This window comes from Henriciella aquimarina, from assembly GCF_002088975.1.
Lineage (GTDB): Bacteria > Pseudomonadota > Alphaproteobacteria > Caulobacterales > Hyphomonadaceae > Henriciella > Henriciella aquimarina.
On sequence record NZ_NCST01000059.1, the window covers coordinates 34,384 to 50,682 of the forward strand.

Annotated in this window: 10 protein-coding genes, 2 tRNA genes and 3 rRNA genes; 6 read left to right on the forward strand and 9 right to left on the reverse strand. The window is 59.7% G+C overall.

Features of this window, described 5'->3' with window-relative positions:
- Positions 1–124: 124 nt before the first annotated feature.
- From rrf to B8784_RS08250, 6 genes are all read right to left on the reverse strand, one after another.
- A 5S ribosomal RNA gene (gene rrf / locus B8784_RS08225) occupies positions 125–239 on the reverse strand.
- A gap of 122 nt (positions 240–361) precedes the next feature.
- A 23S ribosomal RNA gene (locus B8784_RS08230) occupies positions 362–3,138 on the reverse strand.
- Positions 3,139–3,429: 291 nt separating this feature from the next.
- Positions 3,430–3,505 (reverse strand) — tRNA-Ala (locus B8784_RS08235).
- 54 nt (positions 3,506–3,559) lie between these two features.
- Positions 3,560–3,636 (reverse strand) — tRNA-Ile (locus B8784_RS08240).
- Positions 3,637–3,823: 187 nt separating this feature from the next.
- Positions 3,824–5,277 (reverse strand): 16S ribosomal RNA (locus B8784_RS08245).
- The 16S, 23S and 5S rRNA genes sit together here with 2 tRNA genes alongside, the layout of an rRNA operon.
- Positions 5,278–6,271: 994 nt before the next feature.
- Positions 6,272–6,700, reverse strand: coding sequence for a CBS domain-containing protein (locus B8784_RS08250; RefSeq protein ID WP_084397289.1), 429 nt, complete (start codon positions 6,698–6,700; stop codon positions 6,272–6,274).
- 242 nt (positions 6,701–6,942) lie between these two features.
- Between B8784_RS08250 and hfaA the strand changes: the two genes are divergently transcribed.
- From hfaA to B8784_RS08270, 4 genes are all read left to right on the forward strand, one after another.
- A complete protein-coding gene (gene hfaA, locus B8784_RS08255; protein WP_084397291.1) occupies positions 6,943–7,359 on the forward strand; it encodes a holdfast anchoring protein HfaA in 417 nt (138 codons plus the stop codon).
- Positions 7,356–8,351: a holdfast anchoring protein HfaB gene (hfaB, locus tag B8784_RS08260; protein WP_084397293.1), complete on the forward strand. Its 996-nt coding sequence runs from the start codon at positions 7,356–7,358 to the stop codon at positions 8,349–8,351. Before hfaA ends, hfaB begins: the two co-directional genes overlap by 4 nt.
- Before the next feature lie 27 nt (positions 8,352–8,378).
- A complete protein-coding gene (gene hfaD / locus B8784_RS08265) occupies positions 8,379–9,623 on the forward strand; it encodes a holdfast anchor protein HfaD (RefSeq protein ID WP_143435373.1) in 1,245 nt (414 codons plus the stop codon).
- A 100-nt stretch (positions 9,624–9,723) separates the two neighbouring features.
- A complete protein-coding gene (locus B8784_RS08270) occupies positions 9,724–10,119 on the forward strand; it encodes a DUF4345 family protein (RefSeq protein WP_084397296.1) in 396 nt (131 codons plus the stop codon).
- 55 nt (positions 10,120–10,174) lie between these two features.
- Here the strand turns inward: B8784_RS08270 and B8784_RS08275 are convergent, their stop codons facing one another.
- Together B8784_RS08275 and B8784_RS08280 are read right to left on the reverse strand one after the other, a co-directional pair.
- Positions 10,175–12,715 (reverse strand): TonB-dependent receptor, encoded by a 2,541-nt coding sequence (locus tag B8784_RS08275; protein WP_158085634.1) that lies wholly within the window; start codon positions 12,713–12,715, stop codon positions 10,175–10,177.
- Positions 12,716–12,921: 206 nt separating this feature from the next.
- On the reverse strand, positions 12,922–13,836 hold the full coding sequence (locus B8784_RS08280; protein WP_084397300.1) for a hypothetical protein: 915 nt from the start codon (positions 13,834–13,836) through the stop codon (positions 12,922–12,924).
- A gap of 197 nt (positions 13,837–14,033) precedes the next feature.
- Between B8784_RS08280 and B8784_RS08285 the strand changes: the two genes are divergently transcribed.
- Positions 14,034–14,582: a PAS domain-containing protein gene (locus tag B8784_RS08285; protein ID WP_084397302.1), complete on the forward strand. Its 549-nt coding sequence runs from the start codon at positions 14,034–14,036 to the stop codon at positions 14,580–14,582.
- A gap of 26 nt (positions 14,583–14,608) precedes the next feature.
- Here the strand turns inward: B8784_RS08285 and B8784_RS08290 are convergent, their stop codons facing one another.
- A complete protein-coding gene (locus tag B8784_RS08290; RefSeq protein ID WP_084397304.1) occupies positions 14,609–15,136 on the reverse strand; it encodes a gamma carbonic anhydrase family protein in 528 nt (175 codons plus the stop codon).
- 244 nt (positions 15,137–15,380) lie between these two features.
- On the opposite strand from B8784_RS08290, the gene B8784_RS08295 reads away from it, so the two are divergent.
- On the forward strand, positions 15,381–16,181 hold the full coding sequence (locus B8784_RS08295) for a PhoH family protein (protein WP_084397306.1): 801 nt from the start codon (positions 15,381–15,383) through the stop codon (positions 16,179–16,181).
- The last annotated feature ends 118 nt before the right edge of the window (positions 16,182–16,299 follow it).

Consider the following 16,299-nt stretch of genomic DNA (forward strand, 5'->3'; position numbering starts at 1 on the left):
TGGACCGGACAGCGTCGTGAACCGGCAATTGACGGCCGGTCACGTCCCCGCCCGGAGGCGGAAATTGTGAAGGAAAGACTTGTCTGCAAGGTTTCTTTGTCTGCAACACCGCCCGTTTCGGCTGACCCGGCAGCGACTTACTCTCCCACATCTGTAGATGCAGTACCATCAGCGCGAGGGGACTTAACGACCGAGTTCGGAATGGGATCGGGTGGGGAACCCCTGCCATAACCACCGGGTCGGCGGAAACGGGCAATGGTGCAGAAGACCAACATGTTCACTTGTTACCACTTGGGTAGGTAGGTGTTTCGATCTGAAAGCAAGTGTGCTGGTACGTTCACCACCACACACGAAGCTTCGCAAGATCAAGCCTATCGAGCAATTAGTACTGGTTAGCTCCACGCGTCGCCGCGCTTCCACACCCAGCCTATCGACGTCCTAGTCTAGAACGGCTCTCAAGGGAAACCTGGTTTTGAGGTGGGTTTCCCGCTTAGATGCATTCAGCGGTTATCCCGTCCATACATAGCTACCCTGCTGCGCGGCTGGCGCCACGACAGGTCCACCAGAGGTATGTCCATCCCGGTCCTCTCGTACTAAGGACAGATCCTCTCAAGTTTCCAACACCCACGGCAGATAGGGACCAAACTGTCTCACGACGTTCTGAACCCAGCTCACGTACCACTTTAATCGGCGAACAGCCGAACCCTTGGGACCTGCTCCAGCCCCAGGATGTGATGAGCCGACATCGAGGTGCCAAACGATGCCGTCGATATGGACTCTTGGGCATCATCAGCCTGTTATCCCCGGAGTACCTTTTATTCGTTGAGCGATGGCCCTTCCACACGGGACCACCGGATCACTATGACCGACTTTCGTCTCTGCTCGAGTTGTCACTCTCGCAGTCAGGCAAGCTTATGCCATTGCACTCAACAGACGATGTCCGACCGTCTTGAGCTTACCATCGCGCGCCTCCGTTACTCTTTGGGAGGCGACCGCCCCAGTCAAACTGCCCACCATGCTGGGTCCCGGCCCCATCCAGGGGCGCGGTTAGACATCACAAAGAATAAGGGTGGTATTTCAAGGACGGCTCCACTCAGACTGGCGCCCAAGCTTCAAAGCCTCCCACCTATCCTACACATACACTTTATGATGCCACAGCAAAGCTGCAGTAAAGGTTCACAGGGTCTTTCCGTCTGACCGCGGGTACCCCGCATCTTCACGGGGAATTCAATTTCGCTGAGTCGATGCTGGAGACAGTGGGGAAGTCGTTACGCCATTCGTGCAGGTCGGAACTTACCCGACAAGGAATTTCGCTACCTTAGGACCGTTATAGTTACGGCCGCCGTTCACCGGGGCTTCAATTCGGAGCTTGCACTCCTCCTTTTAACCTTCCGGCACCGGGCAGGCGTCAGACTGTATACGTCGCCTTACGGCTTCGCACAGCCCTGTGTTTTTGATAAACAGTCGCAACCCCCTGGTCTGTGCCCCTCACAACCGGTTGCCCGGTATGAGGCCTCCTTCTCCCGAAGTTACGGAGGTAATTTGCCGAGTTCCTTCAGCATCGTTCTCTCAAGCGCCTTGGCATGCTCTGCCAGTCCACCTGTGTCGGTTTAGGGTACGGTCTTGCGGGAGGGCTATTTCCAGGAACTTCCAGGCTGCCTTCCCAATCCAATAAGGGAAGACAACTTTCGAAATTCGTCACACACTCCCAGGCCACAGAATATTAACTGTGTTCCCATCGACTACGCCTTTCGGCCTCGCCTTAGGGGCCGGCTAACCCTGCGCAGATTAGCTTTACGCAGGAACCCTTGGACTTTCGGCGAGAGGGTCTCTCACCCTCTTTATCGCTACTCATGTCAGCATTCTCACTTCCGATACCTCCAGCATCCCTCACAGGACACCTTCGCAGGCTTACGGAACGCTCCGCTACCACTCCAATGGAGTCCACGATTTCGGTATACAGCTTTAGCCCCGTTACATTTTCGGCGCAGGGTCGCTTGATGAGTGAGCTGTTACGCTTTCTTTAAAGGATGGCTGCTTCTAAGCCAACCTCCTCATTGTCTAAGCAACCCCACATCCTTTCACACTTAGCTGTAATTTGGGGACCTTAATCGGTGGTCAGGGTTGTTTCCCTCTTCACGACGGACGTTAGCACCCGCCGTGTGTCTGCCATGCATAACTTCCTGGTATTCGGAGTTTGGTAAGATTTGGTAAGCCGGTGAGGCCCCCTAGTCCATCCAGTGCTCTACCCCCAGGAGTCTTATCATGACGCTCTACCTAAATAGATTTCGCGGAGAACCAGCTATCAGCAGATTTGATTGGCCTTTCACCCCTAGGCACAAGTCATCCGAGTATTTTTCAACATACAACGGTTCGGCCCTCCAGTGAGTGTTACCTCACCTTCAGCCTGCTCATGCATAGATCATCTGCCTTCGGGTCTAATGCTACGTACTCAGTCGCCCTATTCAGACTCGCTTTCGCTGCGCCTACACCTAACGGCTTAAGCTTGCACGCAACACTAAGTCGCTGACCCATTATACAAAAGGTACGGTGTCACTCCGAAGAGCTCCACCTGCTTGTAAGCATCCGGTTTCAGGTACTGTTTCACTCCCCTCGTCGGGGTGCTTTTCATCTTTCCCTCACGGTACTGGTTCACTATCGGTCGGTAAGGAGTACTTAGGCTTGGAGGGTGGTCCCCCCATGTTCAGACAGGATTACACGTGTCCCGCCCTACTCTAAACGGTCTTCATTTTACGGATACGGGACTATCACCCACTTTGGTTGAGCTTCCCAGCTCATTCTCCTTGTTTCAGACCAGGCCTGGTCCGCGTTCGCTCGCCACTACTAACGGAGTCTCAATTGATGTCCTTTCCTCCGGGTACTTAGATGTTTCAATTCCCCGGGTTTGCTTTTCAACACCTATGTATTCAGTGTGAAATACCTCTCTAGTGAAATGAAAGACCTCAGGCCGACACGAATGCCAGCCTGTAGTCCTCCATCTCGGAGGTGGGTTTCCCCATTCGGAAATCACGGGATCAAAGGGTGCTCTCGCCTCCCCCGTGCTTATCGCAGAGTGCCACGTCCTTCATCGCCTCTTACCGCCAAGACATCCCCCGGATGCCCTTTTGACGCTTGATCTCATTCGAAACTCGTGTGCGGAGGTGAACGCACGCGCTCACACCCACAACACATATTTCAGATCAGACATGTTGGTTTCTTGCAGACTGACCCTTTGGCGCAGGCTTTCGCGTCATACTCCTATGACACCTGCGTTGTTCGGCTGAAGCTGGCAACACCAGACCCAATTGGGCCGAGCGGCGTTACGAGCCGGATCAGTCTTTCCCTCACGATTTACAAACATCCCGGATACGAGATCCGGAAACTCTTGAACTTCTTTCATCCGCCAATTTACTGCCAACCAGGCCCGAATGGTGGAGCCTAGGAGGATCGAACTCCTGACCTCCTGAATGCAAATCAGGCGCTCTCCCAGCTGAGCTAAGGCCCCATAACCAGTACGTTTCGGCAAAAGCATAGGGCCCGGCGCACTCCCTCTGGGTCGTGGTGGGCCGAGATGGAGTTGAACCATCGACCTCACGCTTATCAGGCGTGCGCTCTAACCACCTGAGCTACCGGCCCTTATACCAGGACCCGGGGGCTCGCTGAACTATGCCGCCCAGCTGGCCGGCACGGCGAATGAAGGAAGAGAAACGAAGACGGCACGAACTGCCGCTTTGAGTTTTGCTGTCAGGGCAAGCCCTGCAGCTTATGTCTATAAGAGCTTTCGAAACCAGGCGTGAGCTTGGTTATCGGAAAGCATCCTTAGAAAGGAGGTGATCCAGCCGCAGGTTCCCCTACGGCTACCTTGTTACGACTTCATCCCAGTCGCTGATCCTACCGTGGCCCGCTGCCTCCGAAGTTAGCGCACGGTCTTCGGGTAGAACCAACTCCCATGATGTGACGGGCGGTGTGTACAAGGCCCGGGAACGTATTCACCGTGGCATGCTGATCCACGATTACTAGCGATTCCAACTTCATGCCGTCGAGTTGCAGACGACAATCCGAACTGAGACAGTTTTTTGGGATTATCCCATTGTCACTGCCATTGTAGCACGTGTGTAGCCCCGCGTGTAAGGGCCATGAGGACTTGACGTCATCCCCGCCTTCCTCCGGCTTAGCACCGGCAGTTTCCTTAGAGTGCCCACCCAAACGTGCTGGCAACTAAGGATAAGGGTTGCGCTCGTTGCGGGACTTAACCCAACATCTCACGACACGAGCTGACGACAGCCATGCAGCACCTGTGCACCTGCCAACTAAATGAAGGAAACCATCTCTGGTAACCAAACAGGGCATGTCAAACGCGGGTAAGGTTCTGCGCGTTGCTTCGAATTAAACCACATGCTCCACCGCTTGTGCGGGCCCCCGTCAATTTCTTTGAGTTTTAACCTTGCGGCCGTACTCCCCAGGCGGAATGCTTAATGCGTTAGCTGCGTCACCTGCACGCATGCGCGCAGACAACTAGCATTCATCGTTTACGGTGTGGACTACCAGGGTATCTAATCCTGTTTGCTCCCCACACTTTCGCGCCTCAGCGTCAGTACCAGTCCAGTTAGCCGCCTTCGCCACTGGTGTTCCACCGAATATCTACGAATTTCACCTCTACACTCGGTATTCCGCTAACCTCTCCTGGCCTCTAGGTTGCCAGTTCCAAATGCAATTCCGGAGTTGAGCCCCGGGCTTTCACATCTGGCTTAACAACCCGCCTACGCGCGCTTTACGCCCAGTAATTCCGAACAACGCTAGCCCCCTTCGTATTACCGCGGCTGCTGGCACGAAGTTAGCCGGGGCTTCTTTACCAAGTACTGTCATTATCATCCTTGGCGAAAGAATTTTACAACCCTAAGGCCTTCATCATTCACGCGGCATGGCTGCATCAGGCTTTCGCCCATTGTGCAAGATTCCCCACTGCTGCCTCCCGTAGGAGTCTGGGCCGTGTCTCAGTCCCAGTGTGGCTGATCATCCTCTCAGACCAGCTATGCATCGTAGTCTTGGTAGGCCATTACCCCACCAACAAACTAATGCAACGCGGGCCGATCCTTCACCGATAAATCTTTCCCCCGAAGGGCGTATACGGTATTACCTTCCGTTTCCAGAAGCTATTCCGTAGTGAAGGGCACGTTCCCACGCGTTACTCACCCGTCTGCCACTATGTCGTTCGACTTGCATGTGTTAAGCCTGCCGCCAGCGTTCGTTCTGAGCCAGAATCAAACTCTCAGGTTGAGTGTCCGATCTGACGAAAATCTGTCCGTGGAATAAACGGACAGGAATTGCTGATTGCAATTTGCGTTTACTGTTTGACGGGAAACCCTCATCACAAACTAACCGGCCGAAACCGGTCACATTATGAAAAGGTATTTCCTTGAAACGCATTCGTCATGATCGTCGTGGAGCCTGAGGCTCCGCAAGCAATTCATGCCGCCTGCGTTTCTCTTCCTAATCCCTGCGATGTCAAACAGCCGGGCCGGAGCCCTTTTTCTCGTCGGCGGAACCGTGTGCCCCGCGTCGGAAGTGGCGGCTTATATGGGCCACCGTTTTCCTCGTCAACACCCTTTTTTGCGCTTTCTGCAGAACTTCGCAGCGAACCGCGAAACCTGCAATTTTCAGCGCAGAGCCGGGCTTTCGAACAGTGCCTCGTAGGCACCCTCTCAACCAGGTGAGCGTCTCAGAAGAGGGGCGGCATATATGAGGCCGCTCGATCTTCGTCAACACCCTTTTCTGCACCGTCTGCAGCAACCGGTGAAACACCGAAATACCGCAGAATAAAGAAGCGCAAACCACCGCTCCAGGACACTTAAAGGCCCCTTCGCTCTGGCGGGTCGTTTCCAAGAAGAGGCGGCTTTTATGGGCCACGCTCCGTCCCGTCAACAACCCTTTTGCACTTCCCTGCAGCTTTTGGGCAGAAGCCCCGAAACCGCAGTTTTTAAAGCACAAGCCGGATCGGCGAGGTTCATTCAAACCCCGTGTTTTCCGGCGGGTCTCTCCAGAAGGAGTGCGGCTTCTATTCACCGCCTCGCCTCCCGTCAACAACCCTTCTGCACTTCTCTGCAGAACAACAGCACAAGGCTCGAATTCCGCAGATTTTGGCGCAAACGCTGCTTCACCAGGCCGACTTAATCACCGGCCCCGCAAAGTCAGAGGCGTTTCAGATGGAACGGACCATATAGCTTCTGTTCGGGTGTTTTGGCAAGCCCAAAAATCACCTGAACGGAGTCTTTTATCCGCCCTTTATATAGTCGGCCATCGCATCGGCTTCGGCCTTGTGCTCCTCGATCTTCCATTTCACGAGGTCTCCAATGGAGATAATGCCGGCCAGATGGCCGTCGCGCATGATGGGCAGATGGCGCACGCGCCGGTCGGTCATACGGCCCAGGCACTGGTCGATGGACTCGCCCGGATTGGCGGTGATGACCCCGCGGGTCATCGATTCCTCGACGCTCATCTGAAGGGCGCTCGCGCCATGGCGGGCCACCTGGCGAAGAATGTCGCGTTCCGACAGCACGCCGCAGAGGCCGTTGCCATTCATGGCCACCACCGCGCCGATGCGCGCTTCGTCCAGCATGCGGGCCGCCTCGGCAAGCGTCTCGCTCGCATCGATCGTCTGGACGTCACCACCCTTGGTCTTGAGGATCTGCTCTATCAGCATTCTGGGTCTCCCTGACTTGTTCTTGTTTTTCCCTTTATACCACAGGTGCGCGCGTGCGCGAAGATGGTGCCCGGCCCTGCCCCGTTCCGAAACGGCACAGGCGGCGGGCTTTTCAGGCGCAAATCCCGTCAGACGCCCCGAAATAGCCATTCCCCATATGCGCGAATTTGGAACGCCGGCCTCTCCTGAACTGGCATGCGCATTGCAGCCGTCCCTGCATCAACCCTGACAGGGATCGGCAGATGAAACTGAAGACTGACATACTCACCGGGCTTTTCGGGCTTGCGGCCCTCACCGCAATTTCCGTCTGCCCGAAAGCAGAGGCCCAGGCCGCCTCGGCCGTTTCGGAATTCGAACGGCCCTATGGATTCGGCTATGGCCAGGAAAGCACCCCCTATTCCGCGCGCAGCCGCGACACCAGCAACAACCGCGTCGTCATCAACGGACTAATTGAAGGCGGCACGGGGCTCGGCACCAGTCTCTATACAGGCTGGGGCCAGACCGAGGGCGCGCGCGGCATGATCGGCACCGGCACAGCTGTCGGCAACCAGCTCAACGTGATCACCAATGGAAGCAACAACACGGTGATCATCGATTCGACACAGATCAATAATGGCGACCAGACGGTCGTTCTCAATGGGGAGCTCGACCTGCAATGAAGACCCTGACCAAGCTCAAGCCTTTCGCAGGCATACGCGCTTCCGGCGCTGCGCTCGCCGCAGGCCTGTTCGTCACCGGCTGCGTCAGCCCGGTTGCCGGGCCGAGCGGGCAATACGCCCAGCCGATCGGCAATGCGCCGGTGACGGCCAATCCGACGCCCTATTCCGAAGGCCTGGTGTGCATGGGCCATTATGCCCGCACCTCCGGCTACCGCGCCCCGCGAATCGCGGTCGGCCGCATCCTGGACTATACCGGCAAGGCCGACATCGAGGGCGGGCGGCGTGTCACCCAGGGCGCTTCGCTCATGGCGATTTCCGCTTTTGCGAAATCCGGCGCCCGGCTGGTCGAACGATTCGATACCTCGGTGTCCGAGCTTGAGCTGAAATATGCCAATAACAAGCTGATCGGCGACGAGACGCCGGATACGTTCCGCAAGATCACGGCGGGCTCGATTCCCGGCTCCGACTATTATCTCGTCGGCGGCATCACCGAGCTGAACTATAATATCCGCTCCGTCGGCGCCGAAGCCTTTATTGGCGATGTCGACCCGACAGACCCGAAAGGTTCCATCGGGGCGAAGCTCTACGTGATCAATGTCGGCCTCGACCTGCGGCTGGTGGAAACCGAGTCGCTCGAAGTCGTCGACGTGATTTCTTATCAGAAACAGATCATTGGCCGCGAAATCTCGCTCGGCATTTTCGATTTCGCCAATGGCAATGTGTTCGATGTCGGTGTGGGGGGACGCGCGCAGGAGCCGATCCAGCTCGCCGTCCGTTCGGTCATCGAGCGGGCCGTGCTGGAGATGATGGCGAATCTCTATGCGGTTCCAACCGGCGATGTCTGCGCGCAAAGCGATGGCGTTGTCTCGACCAACAATGTCACCGGGGACTTCCGGCCCGTCGCCCCGCTCGAGGCCTATAACGGCCCCGCGCGCCAGGACGTCGCCGCCTGGCAGGACCCGCGCGACACCGCCCTGCGCGGCCGGAACTAGGCCGTGCACGGTATAAAGGAGGCTGATGTGACCCACTCAGGCGCAAGATATTCCGTGACCGCCGCGCTGCTCATGGCGCTGTCGGTTGCCCCGGCGGCCGCCCAGGCGCGCGACGCGGAAACGGGAATCATCGACCAGGTCCAGCTTGGCGATGTCTGGGCAAACATGAATGTGGAGCTGCCGGACCCGACGGCCGAGGCCGCCGTGACCGCGACCGCGGTCGGCAACACCGCCGCCGCCCAGCGCAATAGCGGCAATGTAACCAGTGAGACCTATCAGGTCTTCGGGGCCGATTCGGTCTCCGAAAGCGCGCTCTCTGGCGAGCGGGCCGACACCGCCGTGGTCACCAGCACCGCCTATGGCAACGCCGCGAGCGGGGGCACCAGCGAAGGCACCGACCGCTATTATGCCGAACAGTCGGCCAGCGGCGCCGTCACCGCCAGCAGCGGGATCGGCCTGCGCGGCACGGTCGATACCAGCTCGGCCACGACCGCCATCGCCAATGTCTCGGCTACCGACAATGCCTACGGCACCCAGGGCGCCGACCAGGGCCAGTACAGCGAAGCCAATGTCAGTGCCCGGACCGAGGCCGACATCACGACGGCGGACAACTCGGCCACCTTCGCCACCACGGCCGGGGCCAATGCGACATCGGCCACCGGCTATACCAGCACCAATTACAACCGCGCCCGTCAGGCCGCCGCCGAGGGCTCAAGCGTCGACGCCGTCACAGAGGCGAGCGTCGCCGAAGGCAAGGACGTCACCGCCGTCACCACCGGCTTCGGCAACTCGGCCAGCGTCATCAATGAGTGGGGCTATGCCGCGCTCGGCCTTGAAGGTGCGCCCACGGAGCAATCCAACGATGCCAGTATTAATGCCGAGACCGATCTCACCCTTGGCGACTGGTCGGGCTATGCCACGGCCAGCGCCTATGGCGTCGGCAACTCCGCGCTCATTTCCAATACCGGCTCGGACACGGCCATCTATGCTGACCAGTATAATGGCGGCACGGTGACCAGCGAGGCGCGCTTTACCGGCCAGTCGGCCACGGGCGGCATCGGCGTTCTCTCCTCGACCGCCATCGGCAATGCGACCACCGCCAGCCTCTGCAACTATTGCGGCAGCGACAGTTCCGCCGGCGGCAGCATCAGCCAGGTGAATGCCGGCCAGGTGAGAGCCTATGGCCGCAGCCAGACCGGCTCGACCGGCGCGGTCATCGGGGCAGCCACGGCTGTCGGCAACGCAGCGACACTGCAATCAACGGGCAATTAGTCCTGCCCGTTGTGGATCTGCCGATCCGGAACCCCTGCCCTCCACCGGCAGGGGTTTTCCGTTTCTGGACAGGTGACATCTCCGCCCTAAGTCCACGGGCATGTTGATTCGCCTCTTCCTGACCCTCATCGCCCTCCTCTTCCTCGTCTTCGGCCTGTGGTCGATCAGCGACCCGCTCGGCATGACCAGCCAGCTCGATGTCGAGGCGGGCGGGCCGAATGCCGCCTTCGAGATGCGCGGCATCTTTGGCGGGGTGAGCCTCGCCGCCGCCGCGCTGACAGCCGCCGGCGCGATCCGGCCGGAGCGATTCGAGCGCCCGGCCCTCTACTTCCTCGCTGTCTATATGGGCGGCTACACGCTTGCCCGGTTCGCCTCCCTGATCATGGGCGACAGCCCGACACTGAACGGCTGGGCCTTTGCGAGCTTCGAGGTCGTGAGCTTCGCCCTCACCTGCCTCGCCCTGCGCGCCCGCAGCCGGAGCCGTACGCCGGCATGAAAAAAGCCCCGCCGCGAACGACGGGGCTTTCCGGATTTGATGGGGCGAAGAAGCCCTAGAAGTTCACCTTGAACTCCGCGCCATACATGGCCGGTATGCCCGGATAGACGGCGATGGTGCCGGTCTGCTCGGGCACGGCAAAGGACGCCATGTTGTAATACTCGTCGGTGATGTTCTCGCCGAAGACCGAAACCTCCCAGCGCCCGTCGGCCGACTGGATCCCGACACGGCCGCCGAACAGGACATAGGCGTCATTGTCGGCAATGCCGCGCGTGGCCTCGGAGGTGGCGTGCTCGGAATTGTAGCGCGCATTGAGGTGGACGATGCCGCCCAGCTCCGGCGTGATCGGGAAGAGATAGGTCCCCGCCAGCGTGCCGACATGTTCCGGCATATAGGCGAGCTGCACGCCCGACGGCGCCAGCAGCTGGTCGGTGCCATCGCCGCGCGGCGTGATCACGTCGTTCTGGCGCTCCACCTTGGTGTAGGCATAGCCGCCCTGCAGCGTCAGCCCTTCCACCGGCTGGATGGAGCCGTCCAGCTCCAGTCCGTAGCTTTCCACGTCGGAGTTCAGCACACGGAAGTTCGTGCCTGTGAAGAAGTTCTCCTGAAAGTCCTTCACATCCTGGTAGAAGATCGCACCGTTGAGCGTCGCCGCGATGGAATCGAAGCTCGCCTTCCAGCCCAGCTCATAGCTGTCGACCGTCTCGGAATCGAACTGCAGGTCTTCCGGCTGGGCGCCATCGCCCCCGAACAGGACACTGTCGAAACCCGACCGGTCGAGGTTGTAGCCACCCGACTTGAAGCCGCGCGAATAGGAGACATAGCTCATGAAGTCCGGCGTGAACTTGTAGGCCAGCTTCGCCGTCCCGGTCAGCACCGTGTCGTCGAAGCTGTCGCTGTCGGCGCCATTATACTCTGTATTGACCGCCGGGTTGCACGACAGAAGGATCAGACTCTGCGCGCCATTCGCGATGAGCTGCTGGATCACCGCACTGCCCGCGGGGCTGTTCACGAAGAAATTGCAAGGCGGCGTGCTGCCATCGAGATCGTATTCGATCTCCTTTTCCTCATAATTGAGGCGGGCCCCGATCGTGGCGGTCAGCTTGTCGGTGAGCGCAATCTCATTGTGCGTGAACAGCGCGAGCGCATCCGTCGTGGTGTCGTAGACATCATTGTTCTGCCCCGCCCCGTCGAACAATTGCGGCAGGTAGAAAGGCGCTGCGCCCGGCGCTGTCGGGCTCGTCGGGGCCCCGGTTGTCGGGTCGATATAGCCGAGCAGCGGCGGCACGCCCGGGAGCGAACCGAAGAGCTGGCCGCCTGTCGCGCCGGCGGCGATCAGGTCGGTATATTCATTGGCCTGCGTGCCGGTGCGGATCGTGTCGGTATAGCCGAGCTCCTCATGCATGTAGAAAGCGCCGACCAGCCAGTCGATATTGGCGAAATTGTCCTGCAGGCGGACTTCCTGGGTAAACACCTCATCGGTGATTTCCGTGCCGTCGCGATAGGCCCGGTCGATGCCGGAGAAGTCGATGTCCTGGTCGCGCATCGCCTGCCAATCACGATAGGAGGTGATGGAGGTGAAGTTCATCGTGCCGAACCGGTTCTTGTATTCGGCGGAAATGCCCCACTCCTCGACATTGTCGGAGACCGGACGGTTGGGCGAGATCGCAACCTCGTAATCGTCCGGCTCGGCATCGGCGAAACCGATCAGACCGTCCATGGCCGCGCCGCCGATCACGGCCGGCGCTGTCGGGCCCTGCACCAGGTTCACACCGACACAGCAATCCTCGTTCGTCTTGCCGAAATCGCCGATAACGCGGAGGCTGGCATCGTCCTTTTCGAACAGGAGCTGGCCGCGCATCAGGAAGCGGTCGAGATTGTTGAACTCGCGGTCGGAATTGACGTCGTCGATATAGCCGTCGCGCGAACGGTGTTTCACATCGAGCCGGGCAGCGACATTCTCGGCGACCGGGCCGGTGACCATCGCTTCGGCGCTATACATGCCGTAATTGCCGAAACCGGCGCCAAGGCTGGCTTCCGGGTCCCATTGCGGCTTGGCGGTATTGATGGAGACGACGCCGGCGGACGTGTTGCGCCCGAACAGCGTGCCCTGCGGCCCGCGCAGCACCTCGATGCTGGAAAGCTCCGGCAGCTCGGACAGTGCGATGCCGGTGCGGGTGCGGTAGACCCCGTCGATCACGACGCCGACGGCCGGTTCGAAGCCCGGATTGTTGGAGCCGGTACCGATGCCGCGGATCGCGATGCTTGTGCCGGAGGCCGCCGACTCGGTCTGGGCAATCTGGACCGATGGCGCGATCTGTTCGATGTCGTTCAGGCGTGCGACGCCCGTATCCTCGAGCAGGGCCCCGTCAAAGGCCGTCACGGACACCGGAACGTCCTGGACCGTCACACCTTCCCGGCGTGTGGCTTCAACCACAACGGCATTCAGCCGGCGCTGCGTCTCGGCGCCTTCTTCATCCTGTGCCTGGGCGGTGGCCACCGGGGCCGACGCCAGAACGGCACTCAAACCTGCGCCTGCGCAAAGCGACGCCTTGAACGCCAGGGACCGCTTTTTCGTGCTGGGAGCAAACCTCATTTCACGTCTCCTCATATATCTTTATGATTCTTATCGAGTCTTCATGGACTCAGATTAACGACTAGCAATGCCATGCATAAATGCAACTCGGCCAAACAGTCACAGCACATATTCTCAGAATAAAATTTTGTGACATGCCATGACAAACGCCCGCCACTATAGTGACGGGCGCCTGCGGCTTCTGTTCTGTCGATTACACAGGCAGGCTAGTAAACGCCCTGCCCGACGCCGCCGTCGAACACCATGGAGCCGCCCTCGACGGGGCGCACGCGTTCGACCTCGCGGGTCACGCTCTTCATCACGGTCCGCTGCTTCGGCACGCACACCGTTTCGGCGGTTTTCGTCTTGATGACCTTGGTGCCCGGTCCGTAGCGGCGCAGCAGGGAGCGCTCATTACAATTGCGCTGGGGCGTCTGCGGCTTGCAGGCGAGCTTGCCGCCCGGCGAATGCACCAGCGCCTCGCCCTTGGCGCACGACATGGTCTGGCCGTGGTCGAAGGATGTCTCGTCATTTTCAACCGAACCGAGAGTGACCTGCATGCGCGTGCCGGCCATGCAGCGGAAGAGCTCGCCGGAATAGCCCGGCGCCACGGAACGGTCCGGATTGACCTGCGAGGCCGGGTGCGGCGAGCCGCCATCATCGAGGCAGACCGCCTGCACCGCGCGATAGGCCGTGCTGTAGCTGATCTCGTCGACGCAATAGTCTTCTATGGTCGGCACGTCTTCAGTGACGGTCTCTGTATAGGTCTCGCTGCCGGTCACATTCAGGCTACTGACCGAAGACGTCGAGACAAGCGCCGATCCGGAGACACCGGCGCTTGTGCCGACATAGGCCACCGCCTCGCTCGAGGCCTGCGCGCTGGCGGTCACATTAAGATAGGTCTGTCCGGACACACTCAGATTGCCGCCGCGCACATTCACATTCGTGCCCCCGATCACGACATTCGGTCCGGCCACATTCACACCCGGCACGATGATGGACTGGCTGCGATTGCTCTGGCAGCAGGGGCCGCCATTTCCGGGGGCCGGGTTTGCGGTCTGGCTGACGGCAACGCCGCCCAGACATAGAAGCGCTGAAAGGCCTGCCCCGCCGGCCAGAATGTTTCGTGTTGAAACGCGCATGAAATCTCTCCGTGGCTCTTCGCCTGACGGGATGCATCTTCCGTGCCGTTTCTCGCTCAATTCGGGAAAAATGACCGCCGCACGCGATTTAATGTCCCCAGCTGAGCGAGTCGGGTTGGCCCGGCGCTTGCGATGTTGAGAATGCTTCGGTCTGGGGACCGCTGAAATAAAGATTACAGATTATAGAGTGAGCCCGAATGCAGGACACAACCCTTCATCCAAACAGCCAGACGCTGTTGTCTGCATGGCAGCGCATGCACGCCGCGTCGAATGACGGACCGGCCGGACCAACCGCCCGGGACCATCCCGACCTCGTCGCGCGGCTGTTTGTCATTCAGGCGGCCAGCGAACGGGACTGGGCCTTCCGCACCGCCGGCGCGCAGATTGAATCCTCGCTCGGCCGCCAGCTCGCCGACTATAATTTCCTCGGCTTCTGGACCGGTCATGACCGCGAGATGCTGGGCCTGCTCCTGAAGACCGTCGTGCAGGAGCGCCGGCCGGGCATTGTCCGCGCCAGCGCCGAATGCCTGACCGGCGAACGCGTCGATGTCGAGGTGATCCTCGCCCCGCTCGCCCAGCCGGCCCATCTCGATGGCGGCTCGCGCGTGCTCGGACTCTACCAGACGCTCGGCGGCGACCACCGGCTGAAGGGCCGGCCGGTCTGGCGCCACCGCCTGACGGCTATGTTCCCGCCGGATGTCCGCGAGAGCGAACCGCGCGTCAAACTGGTCGCCAGCAACGACTGAAGGCCGCGCCTGGGCCCGCCTGCGGGCTAGAGCGGCTTCAGCCCTTTCTTGAAGCGTTTCCAGTTGTCGACATAGACCTGCGCGGACGCCTTGATCAGCTGGACCTGTTCCGGCTTCAGCTCTTTGACCACCTTTCCGGGCGAGCCCATGACGAGGGAATTGTCCGGAATTTCCTTGCCTTCGGGGATCAGCGAGTGCGCCCCGATGATGCAGTTCTTCCCGATCCTTGCGCGGTTGAGGACGGTCGAGCCGATGCCGATCAGCGTCTCGTCGCCAATCGTGCAGCCATGCAGCATGACCATATGGCCGACGGTGACATCCTTGCCGATGGTCAGCGGCACGCCATGATCGGTGTGCAGCACGCTGCCATCCTGGATGTTCGAATTCTCTCCGACCTCGATCGGATCATTGTCGCCGCGCAGGACCGCATTGAACCAGACGCTCGCATTTTCCTTGAGAATCACCCGGCCGAGTACGGTCGCATTATCCGCGACCCAGTAGTTTCCACTGTCCGGTGTGACCGGTTTGACGCCATCGAGTTCATAAAGTGCCATATTTCAAATCTCTCCCTGTCAAAAATATTTCGCAAGCGGATTGTCTGGTTAATCGCGCTTTAACCCTGCTATCCTCTAATAGCTGAGAGATTCGGGAGGCAAGTATCGATGGTCCCAAGACCGTCCCTGCCAGAAACACCGCCCGGCCCCATGATTGGGCCCGAAGCCTCCTCTTCCCTGTTTCCCGCCGCCGCCGTGCAATTTTGCCCGGCGGTTTTTTTGTACCCAAAATGGAGATCCTCACATGGGTAAAAGAGCCTCTGCCAAGCGTCAGAAAGCCAATGCGGAACTGGAAGCCATGGGCTTCTTCGAGGAGATGGGAGGAAAATCGCGCAACGAGGCCCGGCTATATGCCATCCAGGGCGGCTGGCATCCGGACGATACGGACAAGATCCGGAACCCCAACACGCCGCGGGACCAGCGCTACCAGAAGAATATCAAGCCGCGCTCGGAGAATCAGGCCCGCCTGATGAGCGCGCTCGACACCAAATCGCTCGTCTGCGCCCTCGGGCCGGCCGGTACGGGCAAGACCTATCTCGCCATCTGCAAGGCGGTCGAGGCGCTCCAGAAAGGCAAGGTCGCGCGCATCATTCTCTCCCGGCCCGCCGTCGAGGCCGGCGAGCAGATCGGCTTCCTGCCCGGTGCGATGGAAGACAAGCTCGCCCCATACCTCCGCCCGCTCTATGACGCGCTGGCCGACCGGCTCAGCCCGCAACAATTGAAGCACATGATGGGCGAAGGGCTGATCGAGATCGCGCCCATCGGCTTCATGCGCGGGCGCACGCTCAACAATGCCTTCGTGGTGATCGACGAGGCGCAGAACTGCACCTACACGCAGCTGAAGATGCTGCTCACCCGGCTCGGCTGGCACTCCACCATGGCGGTGACCGGCGACCCGGCCCAGTCCGACCTGCTGCCGGAACTTTCCGGTCTCGGCCAGGCCGCCGCCAAGCTGGAAGGCCTTTCCGACGCCGAAGTGGTCTATCTTGAAGGCAAGGACATTGTCCGCCACCCGCTCGTCGCTGAGATGCTCGACGTCCTTTAGTCAGGCAGAATGCCTAAAAAGAGCGCTCTGGAATGGACTTCCTGTATGGAAGTCCATTCCTTCATTGACACGTCATATGGATGGGCTGTGCTTGTGGATAGGCTGAACCCTGGTCCTG